Here is a 24,770-nt window from a genome sequence, read left to right as displayed (position 1 = left end):
ATAGTAAAAGCCCCTCTCCACCGAGCAGTGAAGAGGGGCTTTTGCTTTCGTGCTTCCTCTAGCGTAGGGTGATGTACTGGACATCCCCCGGCTTGAAGACGAAGGCGATATCCTTGAAGCTCGGGAGCCCATGTTCGGCAGGAGCATTGTTACTGAAGCCGTACTTCTCGGCGGGGACATAGCCATTGAAGTCGAGGGTCTTATTCCCATTGAGGTCCTGGAAGAGACTGATGCCATAGGAGCCTTCAGGGAGGTCGATGAGGATGGTCTTAGTGAGGGAGTCGACCTTGGCTATAGCCGTCTTGTAGGGGCTCTGAGGGTAGCTCTCTGCAGAACTATAGATAGCGATGAGGAGCTCTCCCTTGGGCTCAGCGATCCCGTCGACAGTGAGCGTTAGCGGGTGGGTAGGTGGTGTCTTCTTCTCTGCTGTGTCTTGAGCCTTGAGCGAAGTAGAGAGGAGCCCCAGCGTAAGCGTTAGGAGGGGCAGGATGCGTCTGAGGTGTCGCATGATCGTAGGAGAATTAAAGTGAGTTGAATAGGATGATCTTTAGGGAGTCTTCTTCTGCTTCCCCGAGAGGGTGATGAAGCAACCAATGTATAAGAAGCGGGAGTTGGGTGCCGTGATACGTGTCCCCTCAGTGGGGCTAAGCGGGTTGGGCTCGATCCCCCAGTAGTTCGTCGTCCCTAGGATGTTAGTACAGCCTAGGTGGAGGAGCACCTTGTTGGAGGCAATGTAGCTCCAGGAGAGATCTAGTCGAGAGCGCCCAGGGAGCTGTATGGGAGTGAGGTCGTAGCTATAGCCCTTTGCCCCAGCATCTATATAGAAGCTACAGCCAAGAAGACTCTTCAGCGCCCCCGACCAGTACTTAGCCGTGAGGCGGAAGGTATGGGGGCTCACGTAGCTGGGCGCTAGTGGGCGAAGGTAGCGATCATAGCTGAGGCGAGCTTGGGTATAAGAGTAGGAGGTCGAATAGTCGATAGCTCCGAGATGTCCCTTATGAAAGAGGGTAAGCCCGTAGGTCTCCCCTCCCCCGAGGTCGTCGAAGTGCTTGGGGTAGCCCTCAGATAGAGAGCGGGTGAGATGCTGGTAGCTCTTATAGAAGAGGGAGAGCTGTAGGAGGGGTGTCTTATCGCCATAGCTGTAGGAGAGCTGGGTGATCTCCGATCGGCTGCTCTTGAGCGCTGGCATGAAGCGGAGGATCTCCTTCTCAGGGAGCTGGGTGTAGCGCCCCCATGAGGCGGAGAAGACGTGTCTGCCATGTCGGTAGCCTGCATAGAGGCGGGGAGCGAGGCTCCATGCCTTGAGGAGGCTCGCATACTCACCTCGGAGCCCTGCGCTGAGGCTCAGCCCATGGCGTAGGTAGCTGACCTCGAGGAAGGAGACGGGTAGATGATTGGAGAAGTTCAGTTGGTATCGGTCTCCTCGGAGTTCGTAGGTCTCACGGTAGTCCCTCCAGCTGTAGTCCAGTCCACCGAGGATGGATAGGGGTTCACCGCTGTACTTCAGGGCAAGACGAGCTTCGGCATAGAGGTCATGATCTACGACGTGATCCTGTGGGGTGACTAGGGACGAGCCCGAGAAGTCGGAGTACTGAGTATGACCACCTAGCTCCAGCTGGCACGCCGTGCTTAGGCTACGCACATAGGTAAGACGACCATAATAGCGATCCTCTCTAAGGCGGCTATGGAATGTAGGTAGCGAAGCATTAGGTCTGTAACCTAGGCCCATGCCCGTATAGCTCAGCTGAGCCTTGAGCATCGCTTGGGGAAGATCATGCCAAAGGGAAGCGGTGAAGGAAGGACTATAGAAGCTCCGAGTGTAGTGGTAGGCGCTTGGCAAGACCCGATCATAGAGGGAGAGGTCGGTGTAGCTAGCTGAGAGCTCCACCTTCGTAGGGGAGGAAGGTGCTCCTAGCCCCCATGTGAAGCTGGGGCCGATATTACTGAGGCTTATTAAGCTCCCAGGCTTGACCTCCTTCGTATCCCTAGAGAGGATCTGGATCACGCCTGAGAGAGCTTGACCCATCGAAGCAGAATAGCCACCTGAGAGGAGGTTTATCTCCTTACACTCGCTGGGTGAGAGGATGCTTCGCACCGATGAATTCTTGGAACTGATGCTGTAGGGATTAGGTAGACGCAAGCCATCGATATAGACTTGGCTCTCATGAGGAGCACCGCCCTGCAGGCTGAGTCGCCCATCTGTATCGGAGCTCTGAGCGTCGGGATCCTCCATCAGCCCACCGAGGATATCGCCGAGGGCTCGTGGCGTGATGAGGATGTCGAAGGTCGTGAAGCGAGAGGTGAGTGGAGCATAGCCCGAGATCGGTTGGAGTCGTCGGCGGGAGACAGTGACACCCTCGATCGACCGCTGCGCCTCGATGAGGATGATTCGGTAGGCTTGAGGTGAGGGGCGAAGGAGCATCACCTTCGACTGGTAGCCTTCGGCAAGGAAGACCAGCGAGATACGCTCTATACTATCGGGGAGAGCGAGTAGGAATTCCCCACCCTTCCCCGTCTCGGTGAGCTGTCGCCCGGTGGCGTGGTCGAGGACCTGCACCTTCGGGAGTGGATCGTCGGAGCTGTTGGCGATCCGCCCTCGTAGCTCACGAGCTTCCTGAGCTTCGAGGGAGAAGGTGCTCCCCGAGAGGAGGAGCAAGATCATTAGAATAAGGGAACGGGGCATGTGTGCGATGGTGTTACGAGTTTCCGCCCAGTAGTGTTACTTGATCTTGATCCGCATCTCTGTGTCTTCATTGAGGATGAAGGAGGCAGGCTTGTAGCGGGGAGGGCCCATCTTGGGGCGGGCATCACGACTGAAGCCGCAGGGCTCGGTGGGCAGACGGAAGAAGTTACGATCCACCTTGCCATTGCTATTCAGATCCTGATAGATGACGACCGCATAGGTACCTGTCTCCAGCTCGATGACTACTCGCATGGTGAGGGCGTCAACGGGTGTAGTGAGTGTCTTAATGGGCTTCTTGAGGTAGTCCTCAGCGGAACTATAGACGGAGATCAAGAGGTTGCCTTTCTTCTCCTTCATCCCTACGATGTCGAGGCTGAGACGATGAGGCGTCTGTGCCCAGCCCGCTATGCTCGAGAGGAAGAGGGCGGAGAGGAGACCGAGATAGATTCGCTTCATAGGCAATCGAAGATGAGTCAAGCTCCTTCTCAAGGAGGCTTGTGCGTTATAGGATGATCTTACACCACAAAGGTAGCAAAAAGTAGGACTTAGTATGCCCGTGCTAAGGGACTGATACATCACCTCGAAATGCACCAAGGAAGATGCCCCCAAACTAGGGTGTCAGAGCGAACTTCCGACGGGCTATTTTTATCCCAGTCTACCCAGCTAGGTACCAGCGAGATAGCATAGGATGGAAAGAGCCCTACGGAACTGCGCAAAAGGGACCTACGGTAGGTCGTCATTGCGACCTACCGTAGGTCGTCGAGGCGACCCACAGTAGGTTTTTCTGGCGACCTACCGTAGGTAGCAAAAAGCACCCCTCGAGAGCTCCCCTACCCGCCTTCCCTCCGAGAGGGGAAAAAGCACCTCTCGGATGCGTCCAAATAGAACCTACTGCATGAGTAAACACTTAATAAATGCTACCTTTGTAGTCTATCTTGTGGGGAGCTCCTTGGGTCGCCCCACATATTATTAGCTATCACTCTATCGTATCAGATACCGATTATGTCGATCATACAGTCCTTGCAGCATGCCGCAGTAGAGGCCGTGAAGGCGCTCTATGGACAAGCCCCAGAAGTATCACAGATCCAGCTCCAGAAGACTCGTAGTGAGTTCGAAGGGCAGTGGACGCTCGTGACCTTCCCCCTGCTCAAGATCTCACGTAAGAACCCTGAGGTCACCGCCCAAGAGCTAGGTGCCTACCTCATGGAGCATAGTCCTCTAATCTCTGGTATCCAAGTCGTCAAGGGCTTCCTCAACCTCAGTATCGCTCCTTCGGCTTGGGTCGAAGACTTCAATGAGATCCGTGCTGATGAGACCTTCGGGCACAAGCAGGCGAGCGAGGATGCTCCCTTCGTGATGGTCGAATACTCTTCGCCCAATACCAACAAGCCACTGCACCTAGGGCACGTGCGCAATAACCTCCTTGGCTACAGTATCGCCCTCATCCTCGAAGCTTCGGGGAATAAGGTCTTCAAGACGAACATCGTCAACGACCGAGGCATACATATCTGTAAGTCTATGCTCGCTTGGCAACGCTGGGGCAATGGGGCTACCCCCGAGAGTACGGGGAAGAAGGGCGACCATCTGATCGGGGACTTCTATGTCCTCTTCGATAAGCACTTCAAGGAAGAGGTCTCCGCCCTCATGGCCGAAGGCAAGACGAAGGAAGAGGCCGAAGCAGCCTCTCCCCTCATGGCTGAGGCTCGTGCTATGCTCCGCAAGTGGGAGGAAGGTGACGAGGAGATCCGTAGCCTATGGCGCAAGATGAACTCTTGGGTCTATGAGGGCTTCGATGAGACCTACCACCGCATGGGGGTGAGCTTCGACAAGGTATACTATGAGTCGGAGACCTATCTCCTCGGTAAGGGAGAAGTCCTACGTGGCCTTAGCGAAGGGAAGTTCGTCCAGGATCCCGATGGCTCAGTGTGGGCCGACTTCACCGACGAAGGTCTTGACCGCAAGATCCTCCTACGCTCCGATGGTACCTCCGTCTACATCACCCAGGATATCGGCACAGCGAAGATGCGCTTCGATGAGTATCCGATCGACAAGATGGTCTACGTGGTAGGCAATGAACAGGAGTATCACTTCAAGGTACTCTCCCTCCTGCTGGATCGCCTAGGCTATGCCTTCGGTAAGGGGCTTGTACACTTCAGCTACGGCATGGTAGAGCTCCCTGAGGGTAAGATGAAGAGCCGTGAGGGTACGGTGGTCGATGCAGATGACCTCATGGATGAGATGATCGCTACAGCACGCTCTATCGCAGAGGAGCAGGGCAAGGCCAAGGATATGACTCCCGAAGAAGCTAGCGAGGTAGCTCGTCGTGTAGGTCTGGGCTCACTGAAGTACTTCATCCTCAAGGTAGACCCACGCAAGAATATGACCTTCAACCCCAAGGAGAGTATCGACTTCAATGGGAACACAGGGTCCTTCATCCAGTACACCTACGCCCGTATCCGTAGCGTCCTACGCAAGGCCACGGAGTCGGGTATCACCCTCCCCTCTTCCTTCGCTCCAGAGAGCCTAGAGCTCTCGACCAAGGAGCAGGAACTCATCGCGAAGGTCGCCGAGTACGCCGATGCAGTAGAGGAAGCCGCTCGTAGCTACAGCCCTGCTGTCATCGCTAACTACGTCTATGACCTCGTGAAGGAGTACAACCAGTTCTATCACGACTTCTCCATCCTCAGAGAGGAGTGCACGGAGCTAAGAGACTTCCGTCTAGCGCTCTCCGAAGTCGTAGCCCGCACGATCGCTTCGGGCTTCGCTCTGCTAGGGATCGAGATGCCTGAGCGCATGTGATCGGACTCGGAGTATCGTCACGATATTCATGGAGGCTATCTTGCGATAGGCAGGATAGCCTCCTAGTCTATAAGTTTATTTCGTACCTTTCGAAGCAGAGAGCCATATGGTATCAGTAGCAGCAGTATCGCCACCTATGTTTAGCCCTAGTCAAGAGCTCCAGATCTATAGTAGCAGTCGCTATCTCCTCGGGGTACTCCAGCCTCGTCTTGATAGAGCCTGTCGTCTCCAGGTGAGAGACTGGCTCGTAGAGGCGGTGCGTGCTGGTAGCTTCTCCCCAGAGGATGAGGGTCTACATAGTATACCTGACCTCATCGTACAGCTCGACGTAGCTTGTCTCATCTGCCGAGAGCTGGGCCTCAATGCGCACTCCATACTCTCCGTCCTCCTCTATCGTCCCTTCTGTAGCGGGCTGATCACGGCGAGCGATGTAAGCGTAGTATGCGGTGAAGAGGTCGTGCGCCTCCTTCAGCTACTCATGCGTACCTCGGAGCTCTACATGCGCAAGGAGGCGATCAGCTCGGAGAACTTCCACAACCTCCTGATCTCTATGGCCGAGGATATGCGTGTGGTACTCATCATCATCGCCTATCGTCTCTACCTACTACGCCATGCCTCGAAGATCTATACCGGCGAGGGGCGCAGGGCCTTGGCTTCGGAAGTCTCCTTCCTCTATGCCCCCATCGCCCATCGCCTTGGACTCTACAAGATCAAAGGCGAGATGGAGGACCTTTGTCTGAAGTACCTCCAGCCTAAGATCTATGGCTTCATCACTCGTAAGCTACGTGAGACGAAAGATGTCCGTGATGCTTACATAGCAGAGTTCATCCGCATCGTACGGGAGTCGCTGGAGAAGAACCTACAGGATGTTCCCTTTGAAATGAAGGGGCGGGTCAAGAGCGTCAGCTCCATCAGCAACAAGCTGAAGAAGCTACCCTTCGAAGATATCTATGATGTCTTCGCTATCCGCATCATCGTCGATGTTCCTCTGGAGCGTGAGCGCCAGGTCTGCTGGCAGATCTACTCGATCGTCGCCGATATGTACCGCCCTAATCCCGAGCGCCTCAAGGACTGGATCTCTATCCCGAAGAGTAATGGCTATGAGAGCCTACATACCACGGTGATGGGGCCTGGTAACCGCTGGGTAGAGGTGCAGATACGCACCAAGCGTATGGACGCTATCGCCGAGCAGGGTGTCGCCGCACACTGGCGCTACAAAGGGATACGTAGTGAGAGTGGGCTCGATGAATTCCTCGCCTCTGTGCGTGAAGCTCTAGAGACCGTCCGTGATGATGCTACGGGTGAGGAGGAGAAGCGCCAGACGCTAGAGTCTTCGCTCCTTACGCTGAAGGCTCAGGAGATCTACGTCTTCACTCCTAAGGGAGAGATCATCAAGCTCCCTCAGGGAGCTACACTCCTAGACTTCGCCTTCGCTATACATAGTCGGGTGGGAGCACGAGCCATCTCGGGGAAGGTCAATGGTAAGAATGTCTCCCTGCGTCATCCCCTAGCTAATGGCGATAGTGTAGAGATCCTCACCTCCCCACAGCAGACACCTAAGGCAGGCTGGCTATCGATCGTCGTCAGCCCTAAGGCTAAGGCCAAGATACGCCAGCTACTCCGTGCAGAGGAGCAGGCTGGTATCGGTGTAGCGAAGGAGATGATCCAGCGTCGCATCAAGAATCGTAAGCTCCCCTTCGAGGAGGCACCGTTCATACGCATCACGCAGCGTAAAGGCTACAAGAACCTCTCTGACTTCTATCGGAACCTTACCGATAATAAGGTAGACGTCCAGGACTTCCTCAACCTCTACGAACAGGAGTTAGCAGCTGCTACCCTCATCGAAGCACAGCCCTCCATCGGGTCGGCTCGCTCTGCCGAAGACTTCATCTATAGCTCGTCCGAATCCGAGGATAGCCCGATCAATTCCTCGGAGGTCCTTATCCTCGACAGAGGGCTCACGGGTGTGGCCTATAGCCTAGCACAGTGCTGTCGTCCGCTCTACGGCGATGAAGTCTTCGGCCTCGTGACGACCCGAGGGATCAAGGTGCACCGTATGAACTGCCCCAATGCCCCTGATATGTTCGCCCACTCCCCACATAAGATCATCTGTGCTAAGTGGAATGGTGAGAGCGGGAGCACACAGGTCGCCTCCCTCGAGGTCGTGGGTAGAGATGAGCTATCGATTGCTACCAACATCACCTCGCTCATACGCAAGGAGGCGGGGGTCAAGCTCCGTAGCTATTCGATCAATTCGCAGGATGGTCTCTTCCATGGCTCCTTCGTCCTCTACGTGGAGCGCCGTGAAGCCTTGACGATCCTACTCAAGAAGATACGTAGTGCCTCTGGCGTCAAGCACGCTGAGCTCGCTACAAGACAGTAAAGAAGAATTCAACTCAACACACAACTTAACGTTACTATGGACATTACCGAAAGAGAGCTGAAGTACCTAGGACTTCTCTCCAAGCAGTTCCCCAACGCTGCTACTGCCGCCTCAGAGATCATCAACCTACAGGCCATCCTCAACCTACCTAAGGGTACCGAGCACTTCCTCGCTGATATCCATGGCGAGTACGAAGCATTCATCCATGTGCTGAAGAATGCCTCGGGGACGATCCGTGTCAAGGTAGAGACGCTCTTCCTCGGGCAGATACGTGAGCAGGAGCTCCGCCAGCTCTGCACCCTGATCTATTACCCTAAGGAGAGCCTCGAGCGACTAAGCCAGCAGGAGCTGATCAGCCGTGACTGGTACAAGGTCACCCTCAATCAGCTGATCAAGGTCCTACAGCGTGTCAGTGAGAAGTACACCCGCTCCAAGGTGCGTAAGGCACTCCCACCTCAGTACAGCTACGTCACGCAGGAGCTAACGCATGAGGACAGCATGAACCCCAAGAAGTCCGCCTATATAGGCGCTATCCTTGACTCGATCATCGATACCGGGCAGGCAGATGACTTCATCATCGCTATCTGTGAGACGATCCAGAGACTTGCTATCGATCGTCTGCATATCGTAGGGGACGTCTTCGACCGTGGTCCTGGGGCACAGTTCATCATGGATAAGCTCCTGACCTATCACAATGTCGATGTACAGTGGGGGAATCATGATATGCTCTGGATGGGGGCTACTGTGGGCAATGCTGCCAGCATGGCCAACGCTATACGTATAGCCCTACGCTACGCCAATCTCTCTACCCTAGAGAGTGGCTATGGGATCAACATGCTCCCTCTAGCGCGTCTAGCGATGGAGGTCTATGGCAAGGATCCCTGTAAGCCCTTTGCTCCTAAGCTTGGGGACGCTGATGAGACCTACGATGAGAAGAGTATCCAGCTCATGGGACAGATGCACAAGGCCATCGCCATCATCCAGTTCAAGCTCGAGCATCAGATCATCGCCCGCCGTCCTGAGTACAAGATGGAGGATAGAGACCTCCTCCATCGTATCAATCGGGAGGATGGTACGATCACCCTACCCAACGGGAAGACCTACGCCCTCAAGGATACGTTCTTCCCCACCATTGATCCCAATGATCCCTACAAGCTCACCGATGCCGAGGCAGATGTCGTCGACAAGCTGATGCACTCCTTCCGTCACAGTGAGAAGCTCCTAAGACATATCAACTTCCTCTACAAGAAGGGCGGTATGTACCTTACCTACAATCACAACCTACTCTTCCACGCCTCCGTGCCGCTCAACGAGGACAAGACCTTCCGTAAGGTACGGGTGGGCAAGAAGATGTACACGGGTAAGGCTATGATGGACCGAGTCGATGAGTTCGTCCGTCTCGCCCACTGGTCTTCCGCAGATCAGCCCGAGCACAAGGAAGCCATCGACTACATGTGGTATCTCTGGTGTGGTCCAGACTCTCCCCTCTTCGACAAGTCGGCGATGACCACCTTCGAGCGCTACTTCATCGCAGAGAAGGAGACGCACCACGAGGAGAAGGGCTTCTACTACGTCTACCGCACTGAGAAGGAAGTCTGTGACATGATCCTCGAGGAGTTCGGACTGACAAGCTCCGAGTCTCACATCATCAATGGGCATGTCCCCGTCCGTGAGGTCAAGGGTGAGCACCCTGTACAGGCAGGAGGCAAGATCATGCTCATCGACGGAGGCTTCAGCCGTGCCTATCAGTCCAGCACCGGTATTGCAGGCTACACGCTGATCTTCAATTCTCAGGGACTACACCTAGTCAAGCACGAACCCTTCAGCTCCACGAAGGAGGCGATAGAGCATATGGAAGATATCTCCAGTACCTCGGTCGTCAAAGCCTACTCTACGGACCGCATCCTGGTGAGAGACACCGACCAAGGCTTGATCCTCGAGGATCAGATCGAAGAGCTGAAGAAGCTCCTCTATGCTTACCGCCACGGTCTGATCAAGGAGCGAGCATAATCCCTACTTCTATCCATCGAATCCAAAGCCCCTCCTCACTCCCCCGCATCTTGAAGGTATGAGGAGGGGCTTTGCTCTACCTAGAGATGAGGAGGCTATCCCTATGGGTACCTACTCAGGCTCATCTCTAGCTCCCTCTTAGCTACTTATCTCCTATCTATTGGTATCTAATATAGCTCTGAGAGGTCTTTGTATCAGCTCCTTAGCCGAGGAGCTAGATGAGACACCCTCATGACCCATCTATAGATAGTAGATATTGCTTAACTTTGGATCACATACATAATTAATACTCAACATCAAATCTCCCATCACTATGGACTTGATTCAAGACATTATCGATAGGGCTAAGGCGAATCCTCAGCATATCGTCTTCCCTGAAGGTACCGAAGAAAGGACACTCAAAGCTGCAGACCGTCTGCTCGCAGATGGAGTCGTACGCCTCACACTCATAGGCGCTCCCAGTGAGATCCGTGCACGGGCTCAGGAGCTGGGTCTAAGCCATATCGATAAGGCTAACCTCCTCGACCCTAAGAACCACGACAAGAAGCAGGCATATATCGACCTCCTACTCGACCTCCGTCGTAAGAAGGGTCTCACCGAAGAGAAGGCTGCCGTCCTCGTCGAAGATCCGCTCTATCTCGGCTGTCTGATGATCAAGGCTGGGGATGCTGATGGCGAACTAGCTGGGGCGATCAATGCCACGGGAGATGTACTCCGTCCAGCGCTACAGATCGTCAAGACTACTCCTGGTATCAGCTGTGTGAGTGGTATCTTCATGATGTTCCTCCCCAATGCTGACTACGGCGACAATGGGCTTCTACTCTTCGCAGACTGCGCCGTCATGCCTAATCCTACGGCTGCCGAACTAGCACAGATCGCAGTGGCCTCAGCAGGCTCAGCACGTGCTATCGCTGGTGTAGAGCCTCGTATCGCTATGCTCAGCTTCTCTACCAAGGGAAGTGCCCAGCACGAGATGGTAGACAAGGTCGTCGAGGCTACACGTATCGCTAAGGAGATGGCTCCCGACCTACAGCTCGATGGGGAGCTCCAGCTTGATGCCGCTCTTGTCTCCAAGGTGGCAGCCCTCAAGGCTCCAGGCAGTCCTGTCGCTGGTAAGGCAAATGTCCTCATCTTCCCCTCCCTCGAAGCGGGCAACATCGGCTACAAGCTCGTACAGCGCCTTGCCGGTGCAGAGGCTGTAGGTCCCGTCCTACAGGGGATGGCAGCTCCCGTCAATGACCTCAGCCGTGGTGCCTCCATCGATGATATCTACAAGATGGCAGCTATCACCGCTAACCAAGCCATTGCTCTCAAGGCCAATAAGGGCTAAGCTCTGTAATCCCTACTCTAAGTAACATCCTATGAAAATCCTAGTCCTCAACTGCGGTAGCTCCTCACTGAAGTTCGCCCTCATTGAGCTCCCCAACTATCAGGTCCTGACCTCAGGCAATGAAGAGCGTGTAGGCATCAATGACTCCTTCATCACCTTCCGCAACCTCGCTGGTGAGAAGGTAAAGCGCCACTACGACATCCCCAATCATACCCGTGGTGTGGAGATCATCCTCGACATCCTCAAGGAGGAAGGCTTCGTAGCCTCCTTCGATGAGATCGACGCTATTGGGCATCGACTGGTACACGGTGCTGAGCGCTTCGCTGAGAGTGTACGTATCTCCCCCGAGGTCGTCAGCATGCTCCATGAGTGCTCCCAGCTAGCTCCTCTGCACAATCCTGCGAACATCCTCGGTATCGAGGCTGTCACGAAGGTCCTGCCTCAGATCCCTCAAGTAGGGGTCTTCGATACGGCCTTCCACCAGACCATGCCCGAGCATGCTTACATGTATGCCCTCCCCTATGAGTTCTACGATAAATATCGCATCCGTCGCTATGGCTTCCACGGGACGAGCCACGACTATGTGAGTGCCAAGGGGGCAGAGCTCGCTGGTCTCGACCGCTCACAGATCAAGATCGTCACCGCCCATATCGGTAGCGGAGCCTCTATGGCTGCTGTCCTCAATGGCAAGTGTATCGATACCTCCATGGGGCTCACTCCCAGCGAAGGCTTGATCATGGGTACCCGTGCAGGGGATATCGATAGTGGGGTCATCGACTACATCCTATCCAAGAAGGACTTCGCCCCTGACTTCATCGCTCCCTATCTGAAGAACCCCACCCCAGGGAAGACACACTTCGACCCTGAGGATGTGACCTATCTCCTGACGAAGAAGAGTGGGGTCGCGGGGATCAGTACCCAAGGTCCGGATATGCGTGACGTCGATGCAGCAGCTAAGCAAGGTTCACACCGTGACCTGCTAGCGCTCGCGATGCATGCCTACCGTGTCAAGAAGTATGTCGGCGCCTACGCTGCTGCTCTTGGTGGGCTTGACCTCCTCGTCTTCACCGCTGGGGTCGGAGAGAATCGTGCTGCCCTACGCTCCGATGTATGCTCTGGACTTGAGTTCCTCGGTATCAAGCTGGATGAGCAGCTCAATAGCGAGACCTTCGGTGGGAAGAGCCAGGTCATCAGTGCCCCCGATAGCCGTGTCAAGGTCGTGGTCGTAGCTACCGATGAGGAGTACATGATCGCACGAGACACCTACGATATCCTGAGCAAGTAGCTCCACCCCTCGGAGGAGTATCCCTCCCCTCTATCAGCAGAGGCTATGATCTCCGGTCTTCGGACACGGGAGGTCATAGCCTCTTTTTATGGGGGATGTACTCATAGTTTCACCCCTTTCTATCTTTGCTTATCTTTGCTTCTGTATTTTATCACTTATTAAGCTGGGTAACACGATACAAGATTACTCGATATCATGACCAAGCAAGAGCTAATCAAAGAGCGGCGTAGTCAGGACTGGCGCACAGAGCTACGCAAGGCTCATCCCAACAAAGAGCGCATCCTCCATGAGCGCACAGCAATATCCGAGCTCCCTATCGAGGAGCGCATCACATCCTTCCACGAAGAGGTAGCCCTAGGCTACACACGAGAGGAGGCTATGGCCGAGGCTCGTCGCTGTCTCGACTGCCCCACCCCGGGCTGTGTCGAGGGCTGTCCCGTAGGCATACATATCCCCTCCTTCATCAAGCTTATAGAGAAGGGCGAGATGCTCCAGGCTCTAGACATCATCCGTGAGACTAGCTCGCTCCCCGCTGTATGTGGGCGTGTCTGTCCTCAGGAGAAGCAGTGCGAGAGCCAGTGCATCTATACCGTCAGCCTCAAGAAGCAGGCGGTATCCATCGGCAACCTCGAGCGCTATGTCGCCGACTACGAGCGTCTCCATCGAGACCGCAGTGTCAAGCCTCAGCGTCCCTCCCAGCCTCAGCGTGGACGTATCGCTGTCGTAGGCAGTGGCCCAGCAGGGCTATCCTTCGCCACCGACATGGCTAAGTGGGGCTACGACGTCACTGTCTACGAGGCGGAGAGCCAGCTCGGGGGAGTCCTCCGCTATGGGATCCCAGAGTTCTGCCTACCGAATAGTATCATCGAGGATGAGCTAGAGAAGATGCGTGACCTAGGCGTACACTTCGTGGCGAATACCATCGTGGGGAAGACGATCACCTACGAGGACCTCAAAGCCCAAGGGATGGAGGGCATCTTCATCGCCACAGGTGTGGGAGTAGCCAACTATATGGGTATTCCAGGTGAAGACCTCAAGGGCGTCTATACCGCCAGCGAATATCTAGCTAAGTACAACCTCATGAGCCCTGAAGAGCTCGCCGCCGAACTCCCTAGCCTTCGTGGCAAGCGTGTCGCTGTCATCGGCGGGGGGAATACCGCTATAGATGCTGTCCGTACGGCCATCCGTCTCGACTCGAAGCAAGCCGTCATCGTCTATCGCCGAAGCGAAGAGGAGATGCCCGCCCGTGCCGAAGAGATCAAGCACGCCCGTGAGGAGGGGACGGAGTTCCTCACCCTACACAATCCCGTAGAGTACCTAGGCGATGAGTCTGGGCGGGTCACAGCTATGCGCCTACAGCGTATGGAGCTAGGGGAGCCCGACGAGAGCGGTAGACGCCGTCCCGTGGCGATCCCCGGTGATATCATCACCATGCCCATCGATGAGGTGATCATCTGCATCGGCTACTCGGCTAATCCTCTAGTGACTAACTCCATGCCGGGGCTCGAAGTCAATAAGTGGGGCAATATCATCGTCGGAGACGACAAGCAGACCTCTATGTCGGACGTCTACGCCGGGGGGGATATCGTGCGTGGAGCAGCCACCGTCATCCTCGCCATGGGCGATGGACGCCGAGCGGCTACCGCCATGCACCAGAGGCTCTCTGGACGCATTGAGGAGGGAGCACTTGTATAGCGAGCTCCTCCCCTCACTATTGGATAGCTCCTCACTCGAGGGCAGGAGAGGGCGGCGATCCGCTAGATTCACACCTCTCACCCGCATCTAGTCAAGAGAATTTCCTTAACTTTGCGATGCCTCAGCATCCGAGATACTGAGTGCCATCGGGATGTAGCACAGTTGGTAGCGCGCCACGTTCGGGACGTGGAGGTCGGAAGTTCGAGTCTTCTCATCCCGACAGAAGATCAGGAAAGTAAGGTATCAGTCATCGTGGCTGATACCTTTTCTTTTCTTCGCTACTCTTCACTAGTGAAGAGTAGCGAGAAGCTAGTCGAGATGTCTTATCTTTGTTGTAGAGAAGTATTTCAACTAATAGCATCATATCATATACTATGTTTTCAGGAATCGTAGAAGCTTGCGGGCAGGTCGTCGCCCTAGAGCGTGAAGGAGAGAATCTGCACCTCACCCTCTCTTGTCCCTTTGCTCACGAGCTCAAGATCGACCAGAGTGTCGCCCACAACGGAGTATGCCTCACGGTCGTGGCTCATGACGAGCATACCTACACGGTGACGGCTATCCAGGAGACGCTCGATCGGTCCAACCTCGGGAAGCTCTCCATCGGGGATCGGGTCAACCTCGAGCGTAGCATGCTCCTCGGGGGTAGACTGGATGGGCACATCGTCCAGGGGCACGTAGACATGACGGCCGTCTGTACCTCTGTTGAAGAGGCTGATGGTAGCTGGCTCTACCGCTTCGAGCATGCCACGGATGCCGCCCTAGCTCGCAAGGGCTACATCACCGTAGAGAAGGGCTCAGTAGCCGTCAATGGGGTCAGCCTCACGGTCTGCAATTCGGAGAAGACCTCCTTCGGCGTGGCGATCATCCCCTACACACATGAGCACACGAACTTCAAGGATATCTGTGTGGGATCGGTCGTGAACCTCGAGTTCGACATCGTCGGGAAGTACCTCTGCAAGATGAACGAATACAGCCTCTAGCCCCTCAGACTCATGCGGTCTCGTACGCTATGGCTACTCCTCTGCACCCTCACCCTTGGTCTCCTCTCGGAGCTAAGAGCTGAGGGTGCTCCTCTTCTACCCGCAGAGCCTCAGCTCGGAGCGGTGACGATGCGCCTCGTCGGGAGGAGTACTGCGGAGCGCCCCCGCTTCTACTACCTCACCCTTGGCTCCTCAGAGCAGCTCCAGCTCGGCTTCGACCTCATAGCGGGCGAAGGCTCACGACTCTGCTATCGCATCCGGCACTATGATGCCGACTGGAGTCCCTCCTCGCTCCTTCCCGTAGAATATATTTCGGGCTTCGATGGCGCAGAGCTGGAGCTCCCCACGCCGAGCTCAGGGACGCTCGTCCCCTATGATCACTACACGCTCACGCTCCCCAATGAGCAGACCCAGCTCAAGCGATCGGGGAACTACCGCATCACCATCTATGACCCGACCTCACCCGAGGTAGCTCTCCTCGAAGTCCCCTTCGCTGTCGTCTCCCCCACCCTCAGCCTCTCCGCCAGCGTCTCGGGCGAGGCTTGGCAGGACTATCAGGGGAAGCACCAAGAGGTCGACCTACAGGTACAGGCGCCCTCGGGCCTATCCAGGAGGCTAGACCAAGAGCTACGCATCCTCGTCCTACAGAATGCCCGCTGGGACAACGCCGTGACCCTCACAGCCCCCTCGAGCTACCTACAGGGACGGCTGAGCTACGAAGGGCCTCAGGGGGCGCTCTTCCTCGGAGGCAATACCTACGCCAAGCTCGAGCACCTCTCCGACCGCATCCGAGGGCTAGGGGTAGCTGACAGCCACCCTACGGATGAGGGCTATGCGCTCCTACTCTACCCCCAGCGAAATAGATCCCTCCTTCCCTACAGCTATGAGCAGAGCTTCCAGGGGATACAGATCATCCGCTCAGACATGAGTTCTAGCCCCGAGACCGAGGGGGACTATCACTGGGTCACCTTCACTCTCGAGAGCCCTCGCCTCGAGGGTGGTCGGGTAGTCCTCGAGGGCGAGGCGTTCCGCTACCATTCACTCCAAGAGCGTACCCTGCGCTACGACGAAGCTACTCAGAGCTACACCACAACCCTTCCCCTCAAGGTCGGCTATCAGGAGTACCAGTACCTCTTCCTTCCCGAGGGCTCGTCGACGCTCCTCTCCGCCCCCACCGTCGGAGATCACTGGGAGACGAAGAACTACTACACCCTCCTAGCCTACTACCGCTCCCCCTCCGACCGAGCTGATCAGCTCCTCGGCGTGCTGGAGTTCTAGTGTCGATCGTAGCCCCTCATCTATCCGCACACCGAGCGTCTAGGCTTAGCTCTTCGGAGTGAGCCTAGACGCTCCTCTTTCATGAAGGATGACGGCTCGAAAGGCCCCCCATACATGGGTCGCCCGAGGGACCCATTCATGGGGTACCGCACCGACCCATTCATGGGTCACTGGGGCGACCCATGAATGGGCTCATCCGGCGGAGAGGTAGAGATACCAGCATCTAGGCATCTTAGCGGGGTAGATTGGGCAGACTTCGGGGGCTTTAGTATCTTTGCATCCAAGATGAAGCATATACGTAACTTTTGCATAATAGCCCATATTGACCATGGGAAGAGTACGCTAGCTGACCGCCTACTCGAGACGACACAGACGGTCTCGGGGAAGGACCTTCAGGAGCAGGTACTCGACAATATGGATCTCGAGCGTGAGCGAGGGATCACCATCAAGAGCCACGCTATCCAGATGAACTACCAGCTGGATGGTGAGGACTATGTCCTGAACCTCATCGACACCCCAGGGCACGTAGACTTCTCCTACGAAGTCTCCCGCTCTATCGCCGCCTGCGAAGGGGCACTACTCATCGTCGACGCAGCTCAGGGCATCCAAGCTCAGACCATCTCCAACCTCTACATGGCTCTGGAGCATGATCTAGAGATCATCCCCGTGATCAACAAGGTGGACCTCCCAAGTGCCATGCCCGAGGAAGTCGAAGATCAGATCATCGAGCTTCTCGGCTGTAAGCGTGAGGAGATCATCCGAGCCAGTGGCAAGACGGGGCTAGGTGTCGACGACATCCTCCGTGCCATCGTCGAGCGTATCCCTGCACCCAAGGGTGACCCCGAGGCTCCACTGCAGTGCTTAATCTTCGACTCCGTCTTCAACCCCTTCCGTGGGATCATCGCCTACTTCAAGGTCGTCAATGGTCGTATCCGCAAGGGGGATCATGTGAAGTTCATCGCCACAGGTAAGGAGTATGATGCCGACGAAGTCGGTGTCCTCCGCCTCGATATGGAGCCCCGCAAGGAGGTCTCTACAGGCGACGTCGGCTACATCATCTCTGGGATCAAGACCAGCCGTGAGGTCAAGGTCGGTGATACCATCACACACGTCGATGGGGGGGCTAAGGAAGCTATTGCGGGCTTCGAGGAGGTCAAGCCCATGGTCTTCGCAGGGCTCTACCCCATCGAGAGCGAAGACTTCGAGAACCTCCGTGCTTCACTAGAGAAGCTCCAGCTCAATGATGCCTCGCTGACCTTCCAGCCCGAGAGCTCCATCGCTCTAGGCTTTGGCTTCCGCTGTGGCTTCCTAGGTCTCCTGCACATGGAGATCATCCAGGAGCGTCTCGACCGAGAGTTTGGGATGAATGTCATCACCACTGTGCCCAACGTATCCTACAAGGTCTATGACAAGAAGGGCGAATGCAAGGAGGTACACAACCCCTCAGGACTACCCGACATCACCTCGATCGACCACATCGAAGAGCCCTATATCAGAGCTTCGGTGATCACCAACACAGCGTATATCGGCCCCATCATGACCCTCTGCCTCGGCAAGCGAGGTCAGCTGATCAAGCAGGAGTACATCTCGGGCGACCGCATCGAGATCTTCTTTGACCTCCCTCTTGGGGAGATCGTCATCGACTTCTACGACAAGCTCAAGAGTGTCTCCAAGGGCTATGCTTCCTTCGACTACCACCTCAGTGACTTCCGCCCCTCGAAGCTTGTTAAGCTCGACATCCTCCTCAATGGAGACCCCGTGGATGCGCTCTCGACACTGACGCACGTAGACAATAGTGTAGCCTTTGGTCGTCGCATGTGTGAGAAGCTCAAGGAACTCATTCCACGTCAGCAGTTCGACATCGCTATCCAGGCCGCTATCGGAGCTAAGGTCATTGCCCGTGAGACGATCAAGGCCGTGCGCAAGGACGTGACGGCTAAGTGCTATGGGGGCGACGTATCCCGTAAGCGTAAGCTCCTAGAGAAGCAGAAGGAGGGGAAGAAGCGTATGAAGCAGATCGGTACAGTAGAGGTCCCTCAGAAGGCCTTCCTCGCTGTCCTTAAGCTCGACTAACATCCCCCGTCCCCTATGCCGACCACTAAGCAAACCAAGCGAAGCCCTAAGAAGCCTCAGCCCGTCGTGCCTATGGAGCTCGATGGGCGTATACCCCCTCAAGCCCCGGACTTCGAGGAGGCCGTCCTCGGTGCTATCCTGCTGGAGAAGGACGCCTATGCTCGTGTCAGCGAGAAGATCCGCCCTGAGACCTTCTACGTCAAGGCGCATGAACTGATCTATACCGCCATGGTCACGCTGGCCATGGCACAGCAGCCCATCGACATGCTCACCGTCACCGAGGAGCTTCGTCGCATGGGAGTACTCGAGGAGGTAGGTGATGCTTCGTACATCGCTGGGCTCACGACCAAGGTCATGTCTACGGGTAGCCTAGAGGCACACGCAGACATCCTGTACAACAAGGCCCTCAGTCGCCGTCTCATCGGCATGGCCTCCACCACGCTCAAGGGTGCCTACGATGATATCATCGACATCCAAGAGCAGATCCAGCAGGCCGAGGGCTCACTCTTCGAGATCGCCCAGCAGAACTCTACCCGAGACTTCGTACCCATCAATCCGCTGGTCAAGGGGGCGATCAACGAGATGCAGGTCGCAGCTAACCGTGAGGAGGGGATCAGTGGTCTCACCACGGGCTTCCCCGACATCGACCAGATGACCTCGGGCTGGCAGAACTCCGACCTCATCATCATCGCTGCCCGCCCTGCTATGGGTAAGACGGCCTTCGTCGTCTCCATGGCTAAGTACATGGCCGTAGACCATGGGATCCCCGTAGCGCTCTTCAACCTCGAAATGAGCGCCGTCCAGCTCGTCAAGCGCTTCCTCTCCAATGTCTGTGAGATCGATGGGCAGAAGATCAAGAGCGGACGGCTCAGTGAGGAGGAGTGGACACGACTCAACAATCGTATCGGTACGCTTGAGGGCGCTCCCCTCTACATCAATGATACGCCCTCCCTCTCGGTCTTCGAGCTTCGTACCAAGGCACGACGCCTGGTGCGTGAGCATCAGGTCAAGATCATCATCATCGACTACCTGCAGCTGATGAATGCTAGCGGGATGAGCTTCGGCAACCGTGAGCAGGAGGTCAGTACGATCTCCCGATCGCTTAAGATGCTCGCCAAGGAGCTCAACATCCCCATCATCGCCCTCTCACAGCTCAACCGTGGCGTGGAGAATCGTGTGCAGGGCGGAGATGCTAATAGCAAGCGCCCTCAGCTCTCTGACCTGCGTGAGTCGGGAGCTATCGAGCAGGACGCCGACATCGTATGCTTCATCCATCGCCCTGAGTACTACAAGATCACGGTAGACCCCGAGTCGGGCGAATCCCTCCGTGGTGTAGGCGAATTCATCATCGCCAAGCATCGTAACGGGCCCGTAGGAGATGTGCGCCTTGCCTTCAAGGCAGACTATGCCCGCTTTGCCCCTAAGGGAGAGCTTGCACAGCTTACTCAGGAGGAAGGGTCTCCTCGTGGAGGTCGCCTCGGTAGAGCGGCTAAGGGGGTAGCTCCTCAGCCCACAGGTGCACCCTCCCCCACCGAACAGATCGACCCGCTGAGTGGCCCTATCCAGCGTAACGATCCCCCATTCTAACTTTCATACCATCTGATCACCACCATGCGATCACTCCATCCGGACTATCAGCTCCGTGTAGAGAAGCTCCAGCAGCTCCTCAGTCGACAGGGGATAGAAGCCCTCGTCATAGCCTCTAATGTCGGCCTCCTCTACCTCTCTGGGCAGGTCTTCTCTGGACTTATCTTCGTCCCTCAGACGGGAGAGGCCCAGTTCTTCGTGCGTCGCCCTCAGACGGAGCCCGAGACAGATACCCTGCACCACATCCGCAAGATAGAGCAACTCACCGACTACATCGATACCGCTAAGATCGCCTCCGTAGCGCTTGAGCTCGATGAGCAGAGCTATGGAGACATCCAGCGTCAGAAGAAGCTTTTCCCAACAGCCGAACTACATAATGGCACAGCCCTCCTACGTGAGGCTCGCATGGTGAAGACTCCGCTGGAGATCGAGCAGATACGCGAGGGTGCTCAGCATCATATCGCTACCTACGCCGTGATCCCATCACTCTATCGTGAGGGGATGACCGACCGAGATCTACAGATCGAGATCGAGCGGGAGATGCGTCGTAGAGGGTCGATCGGTCTCTTCCGTTGCTTCGGCTCGGCCATGGAGATCTTCATGGGTAGCCTCCTCACGGGAGATAATGCAGGCGCTCCTTCGCCCTATGACTTCGCTCTAGGAGGTGCTGGCTCAGAGGCCCTTCCCCTAGGGGCTAATGGCACTCCCCTACGCCCTGGGATGGCTGTCATGATCGACATGGCGGGGAACTACGGTGTCTATTGCTCCGACATGACCCGCACCTATTCGATCGGAGAGCTTCCCGAGGAGGCTTATCGTCTGCACGAGCTTAGCCGACGGATGCATCGTGAGATCATCCAGCAGGCAGGTCCAGGCACCTCCTGCGCCAGTATCTATAATGACTGCCTCGCCGCTGTCAAAGAGGCTGGAGCTGAGAGCTACTTCATGGGTACGGAGCTACAGGCACAGTTCGTCGGTCACGGGCTGGGACTACAGATCAATGAGCTCCCCGTCCTCATGGGACGAAGCAAGGACACGCTCCAGCTGGGAATGGTCGTAGCCTTCGAGCCTAAGTTCGTCCTCCCTCATATCGGAGCCGTAGGGATAGAGAATACCTATCTCGTCACTGAGACAGGGATCGAGAACCTCACCCCTGCCCCCGAGGAGATCATCGACCTCTCCAAGCACTAAGGACGACGATGAAGCGAATAGCACTCTATGCTGGGTCCTTTGACCCCTTCACCCGAGGGCATGCCGACATCGTAGCTCGAGGGCTCGACCTCTTCGATGAGGTCATCGTCGCCATCGGTACAAATGAGTCGAAGCGCAACCTCTTCACTGCCGAGGAGCGCCTGGAGCAGATCTCCCGCTTCTACGCCCATGAGCCTCGTGTCCGGGTCGTCACCTACACGGGGCTGACGGTCTCCCTAGCACAGGAGCTCCAGGTACAGGCACTCCTACGTGGCGTGCGTAGTAGCACGGACATGGAGTACGAGCGTACCCTGGCGGACCTGAATCGCCATATAGCGGATATGGAGACAGTCCTCCTGCCCGCCTCCCAGCGATTTACCCACATCAGTTCGACCGTAGTACGTGAGCTCCTCCACTATGGGGGAGACGTCTCTGCCTTCCTTCCCGAGGGCTTCTCTCTGGAGGTCTGTAGCCCTCACTCCACCACCACCCAAGCCTAGCCTATGTCCGACTGGAAGAAGCGCCTCGGCGTGCTGTACAGCACGAACCCCGACTACGAGTACACGACAGAGAGTGAGGAGGAGCTCCCTACCCTCGCTCCCGAGCATCAGAAGCTCCGCCTCTCCCTCTCACGTAAGCAGCGTGGAGGTAAGGAGGTCACCCTCGTCACAGGCTTTGTCGGGACGACGGCCGATCTAGAGGCTCTGGGCAAGACCCTACGTCAGCGCTGTGGCGTGGGTGGCTCTGCCAAGGACGGTGAGATCATCATCCAGGGCGACCAGCGCCCCAAGCTCCTCTCCATCCTCCATAGCCTCGGCTACCGCCAAGCCAGGTAAGCCTCCTTCGTCCCCCGGACTAGATCCTAGCCTGGGACATCCCACCACCACTCGAGCCCGAGTCCCCTAGTCCTAAGCTAGAGGGCTCGGGCTCGCTCCATTCTATCTATATAGGTACACGCACGAGGAGATGGTACGCTAGAGCTCCCCCACCTGCCAGCACTAGAATCGAGCACACCCCATCATCCCTCCAACCCCTCCTCCACCTTAGTTAAGGACCATTAGCGACACATTAGGACACAAACGGGACTTTTAGGACTCCGCCCCCAGATCACCCCACTACCTTTGTCCCAGGGAAAAGGCAAGAGCGCCACTTCCCATTCTTTACTAACTCTAACTCTTTATTGTGATCTACTATGGCACTGAAATTCAAGATCGCCAAGCGTAAGCTTTACCTTGGCAAGCGTAAGGGACAGACCGTCTACTATGCGATCCAGGAAGAACATCCGCACACTACCTGGGATGAAGTCGAAGGACGTATCACCAGCAGTACCGGCATCTCCCGTGCTGACCTCCGAGCCGCCGTCATCGCCCTGCACGACATCGTCCGTGTAGAGCTCAAGGCTGGGCGCTCCATCGATCTGGCCGACCTAGGGAGCTTCAAGGCTACTGCCTCGGGTAAGATGATGGACAACTTCGCAGCGGTATCCGCCGACACCATCCAGCATGCAAGTATCCGCTTCTACCCCAAGCAGAAGCTCTGGAGTATCACCAAGGAGCTGAGCTACGAGGTCGAGAAGGAGGAGCATCACCCAAGCTCTAAGAAGAAGGCTAAGAAGCCTAGTAAGCCCAAGGGCGAAGGCGGTGGCAATCCTCCCTCTGGAGGTGGCGAATCGGGCCATGTAGGAGCCTAAGCTCTTCCCCTCACCCCTTCTAGCTACTCCTCATCCTCTAGCCTAGTGCTTAGGGGATGAGGAGCCCTTTTATGGAGCAGGCTCTATCACTGTAGACCTAGGTAGAAAAATCTCTCCAAGAGCTAGGATAAACCTCGAGGATTGACTAACTTTACGGGGATCATTCGCTAGGTGTAGCCCGCCCATCATGGGGCTACTCCCAGCCCTAAGAATGGGTTAGCTCACAAATACTACAGCCTATGGACAGCCAACTTTTCACCCCAGAGGATCTCTCCGAGCTACAGGAGAGGGGGATCAGCCTCGAAGAAGCCACCCAACAGGTCGAGGAGATCAGACGGGGCTTCCCCTATCTAGAGATCTTAGCCTCCGCATCGCTCGAGCAGGGGATCCTCCATGTCGAGCACAGCGAGGAGGTACGCTATATGGACCTATGGGAGGAATATCTCCTCTCGGGCAAGGCCTCTGTGTACAAGATGGTACCCGCCTCAGGTGCTGCCTCACGCATGTTCAAGATGCTCTTTGCCTTCCTCGATGCTCCCTATACGGCGCCTGAGAAGCCTGCCGAAGAGCTCTTCTTCAGCAAGATCAGTCAGTTTGCCTTCTATGAGCGACTGAACGAGGCCTGCCTGCGCAATAACTGGAAGAGCATCCCTAAGCTCATCGCCGCCGGTGAGTACAAGGCGATCGTGGAGAACCTCCTCCTACCCAAAGGACTTGGCTATGGAAGTAAGCCTAAGGCTCTACTCCTCTTCCATAACTACAAGGAGGGAGCTCGCACCTCTGCCGAGGAGCATCTCGTCGAGGGGGCTCTCTACGCTAAGGATCGAGAGGGAGATGTACGCCTACACTTCACCGTCTCACCCGAGCACCGCAAGGAGTTTGAGGCACTCGTCACTGCCCTACAGCCCAGCTATGAGGATCACTATGGGGTGCGCTATGATATCAGCTTCAGTGAACAGCTCGCCTCGACAGATACCCTAGCTCTTCGCCCTGATGGAGAGCTCTTCCGCACCAATGAGGGACACCTTCTCTTCCGTCCTGGGGGGCACGGCGCCTTGATTCACAATCTAGGCAAGCTCCCGGCAGATGTCGTCTTCATCAAGAACATTGACAATGTCGTCCCCGACCCCTACAAGGGCTCTACGGTGATGTACAAGAAGTTTCTCGGCGGGGTACTCATAGCCCTACGCAACCAGATCTTTGGTTACCTCCGCCTCCTAGACAAGGGGAAGCCCTCTCACGCACAGATCGAGGAGATCCTCACCTTCCTACACGATCAGCTCTCGATCACGATCCCCAAGGATCTCAACAAGGAGGACAGCAGTGCGATCACCTGGATACAGGCCAAGCTTAACCGTCCCATACGTGTCTGCGGGATGGTGCGCAATGTGGGTGAGCCCGGCGGAGGTCCCTTCATCATCCGAGAGATCGATGGCAGTAGCTCGCTACAGATCCTAGAGAGCTCCCAGATCAACATGAAGGAGGAGAGCCAGAGAGCCTTCTTCGAGGCTGGAGGCTACTTCAACCCCGTAGACCTCGTCTGCTCGATACGAGACTACCGAGGGCAGAACTTCGACCTCACGCAGTACGTCAACCCCAAGACCGCCTTCGTCTCGCAGAAGAGCCTCAATGGGCGGGAACTCCTAGCCCTCGAGCTCCCTGGGCTGTGGAACGGCGCTATGCATGACTGGAATACGGCCTTCGTCGAAGTGCCTCTAGATACCTTCAATCCGGTGAAGGAAGTCAACGACCTCCTTCGCACAGAGCACCAGAATCCCGCATAGGA

General features: G+C 56.1%; 18 protein-coding genes and 1 tRNA gene. 16 read left to right on the top strand and 3 right to left on the bottom strand.

The genetic code is table 11. The features are described 5' to 3' along the window. Positions 1 to 58: 58 nt before the first annotated feature. Genes HMPREF1556_RS00710 through HMPREF1556_RS00700 form a run of 3 tightly spaced genes read right to left on the bottom strand, consistent with a single transcriptional unit; the run spans position 59 to position 3,139 of the window. Positions 59 to 508 (bottom strand): DUF2141 domain-containing protein, encoded by a 450-nt coding sequence (locus HMPREF1556_RS00710; protein ID WP_021666240.1) that lies wholly within the window; start codon positions 506 to 508, stop codon positions 59 to 61. Between the two features lie 39 nt (positions 509 to 547). Next, entirely contained in the window at positions 548 to 2,662 is a 2,115-nt protein-coding gene (locus tag HMPREF1556_RS00705) for a TonB-dependent siderophore receptor (RefSeq protein ID WP_021666239.1), read from the bottom strand. A 57-nt stretch (positions 2,663 to 2,719) separates the two neighbouring features. Next, a complete protein-coding gene (locus HMPREF1556_RS00700) occupies positions 2,720 to 3,139 on the bottom strand; it encodes a DUF2141 domain-containing protein (RefSeq protein ID WP_021666238.1) in 420 nt (139 codons plus the stop codon). Between the two features lie 546 nt (positions 3,140 to 3,685). Between HMPREF1556_RS00700 and argS the strand changes: the two genes are divergently transcribed. From argS to HMPREF1556_RS00620, 16 genes are all read left to right on the top strand, one after another. Continuing rightward, positions 3,686 to 5,482, top strand: a complete 1,797-nt coding sequence (gene argS, locus HMPREF1556_RS00695; RefSeq protein ID WP_021666236.1) for an arginine--tRNA ligase — start codon at positions 3,686 to 3,688, stop codon at positions 5,480 to 5,482. Positions 5,483 to 5,588: 106 nt separating this feature from the next. Continuing rightward, positions 5,589 to 7,865 (top strand): bifunctional (p)ppGpp synthetase/guanosine-3',5'-bis(diphosphate) 3'-pyrophosphohydrolase, encoded by a 2,277-nt coding sequence (locus HMPREF1556_RS00690; RefSeq protein ID WP_232299018.1) that lies wholly within the window; start codon positions 5,589 to 5,591, stop codon positions 7,863 to 7,865. Between the two features lie 36 nt (positions 7,866 to 7,901). Then, on the top strand, positions 7,902 to 9,875 hold the full coding sequence (locus HMPREF1556_RS00685; protein ID WP_021666234.1) for a fructose-bisphosphatase class III: 1,974 nt from the start codon (positions 7,902 to 7,904) through the stop codon (positions 9,873 to 9,875). Positions 9,876 to 10,188: 313 nt separating this feature from the next. Further along, the gene (gene pta, locus HMPREF1556_RS00680) at positions 10,189 to 11,205 is read left to right on the top strand and encodes a phosphate acetyltransferase (RefSeq protein WP_021666233.1); all 1,017 of its coding nucleotides are present in this window, start codon (positions 10,189 to 10,191) and stop codon (positions 11,203 to 11,205) included. Positions 11,206 to 11,236: 31 nt separating this feature from the next. After that, positions 11,237 to 12,490, top strand: a complete 1,254-nt coding sequence (locus HMPREF1556_RS00675) for an acetate/propionate family kinase (protein WP_021666232.1) — start codon at positions 11,237 to 11,239, stop codon at positions 12,488 to 12,490. A gap of 195 nt (positions 12,491 to 12,685) precedes the next feature. Continuing rightward, entirely contained in the window at positions 12,686 to 14,185 is a 1,500-nt protein-coding gene (gltA, locus tag HMPREF1556_RS00670) for an NADPH-dependent glutamate synthase (RefSeq protein WP_021666231.1), read from the top strand. A 147-nt stretch (positions 14,186 to 14,332) separates the two neighbouring features. Further along, positions 14,333 to 14,405, top strand: a tRNA-Pro gene (locus HMPREF1556_RS00665). A gap of 154 nt (positions 14,406 to 14,559) precedes the next feature. Further along, positions 14,560 to 15,165 (top strand): riboflavin synthase, encoded by a 606-nt coding sequence (locus HMPREF1556_RS00660; RefSeq protein WP_021666230.1) that lies wholly within the window; start codon positions 14,560 to 14,562, stop codon positions 15,163 to 15,165. Positions 15,166 to 15,177: 12 nt separating this feature from the next. Next, a complete protein-coding gene (locus tag HMPREF1556_RS00655) occupies positions 15,178 to 16,443 on the top strand; it encodes a type IX secretion system plug protein domain-containing protein (protein WP_021666229.1) in 1,266 nt (421 codons plus the stop codon). Between the two features lie 285 nt (positions 16,444 to 16,728). Further along, positions 16,729 to 18,516: a translation elongation factor 4 gene (gene lepA, locus HMPREF1556_RS00650; protein ID WP_044125023.1), complete on the top strand. Its 1,788-nt coding sequence runs from the start codon at positions 16,729 to 16,731 to the stop codon at positions 18,514 to 18,516. 15 nt (positions 18,517 to 18,531) lie between these two features. Then, a complete protein-coding gene (gene dnaB, locus HMPREF1556_RS00645) occupies positions 18,532 to 20,103 on the top strand; it encodes a replicative DNA helicase (RefSeq protein ID WP_021666227.1) in 1,572 nt (523 codons plus the stop codon). 24 nt (positions 20,104 to 20,127) lie between these two features. Beyond that, positions 20,128 to 21,294, top strand: coding sequence for a Xaa-Pro peptidase family protein (locus HMPREF1556_RS00640; RefSeq protein WP_021666226.1), 1,167 nt, complete (start codon positions 20,128 to 20,130; stop codon positions 21,292 to 21,294). A gap of 8 nt (positions 21,295 to 21,302) precedes the next feature. Then, positions 21,303 to 21,794 carry a pantetheine-phosphate adenylyltransferase gene (gene coaD / locus HMPREF1556_RS00635; protein ID WP_021666225.1) on the top strand — a complete coding sequence of 164 codons (492 nt, stop codon included), beginning with the start codon at positions 21,303 to 21,305 and terminating at the stop codon, positions 21,792 to 21,794. 3 nt (positions 21,795 to 21,797) lie between these two features. Further along, entirely contained in the window at positions 21,798 to 22,130 is a 333-nt protein-coding gene (locus HMPREF1556_RS00630) for a translation initiation factor (RefSeq protein ID WP_021666224.1), read from the top strand. Positions 22,131 to 22,486: 356 nt separating this feature from the next. After that, positions 22,487 to 22,984 (top strand): HU family DNA-binding protein, encoded by a 498-nt coding sequence (locus HMPREF1556_RS00625; protein ID WP_021666223.1) that lies wholly within the window; start codon positions 22,487 to 22,489, stop codon positions 22,982 to 22,984. 239 nt (positions 22,985 to 23,223) lie between these two features. Next, a complete protein-coding gene (locus tag HMPREF1556_RS00620; protein ID WP_021666222.1) occupies positions 23,224 to 24,768 on the top strand; it encodes a DUF4301 family protein in 1,545 nt (514 codons plus the stop codon). Positions 24,769 to 24,770: the final 2 nt, after the last annotated feature.

Source organism: Porphyromonas sp. oral taxon 278 str. W7784, from assembly GCF_000467855.2.
Taxonomy (GTDB): Bacteria; Bacteroidota; Bacteroidia; order Bacteroidales; family Porphyromonadaceae; genus Porphyromonas.
Note: the sequence above shows the minus strand (reverse complement) of the source record. Positions and strands in the feature narration are given on the sequence as shown.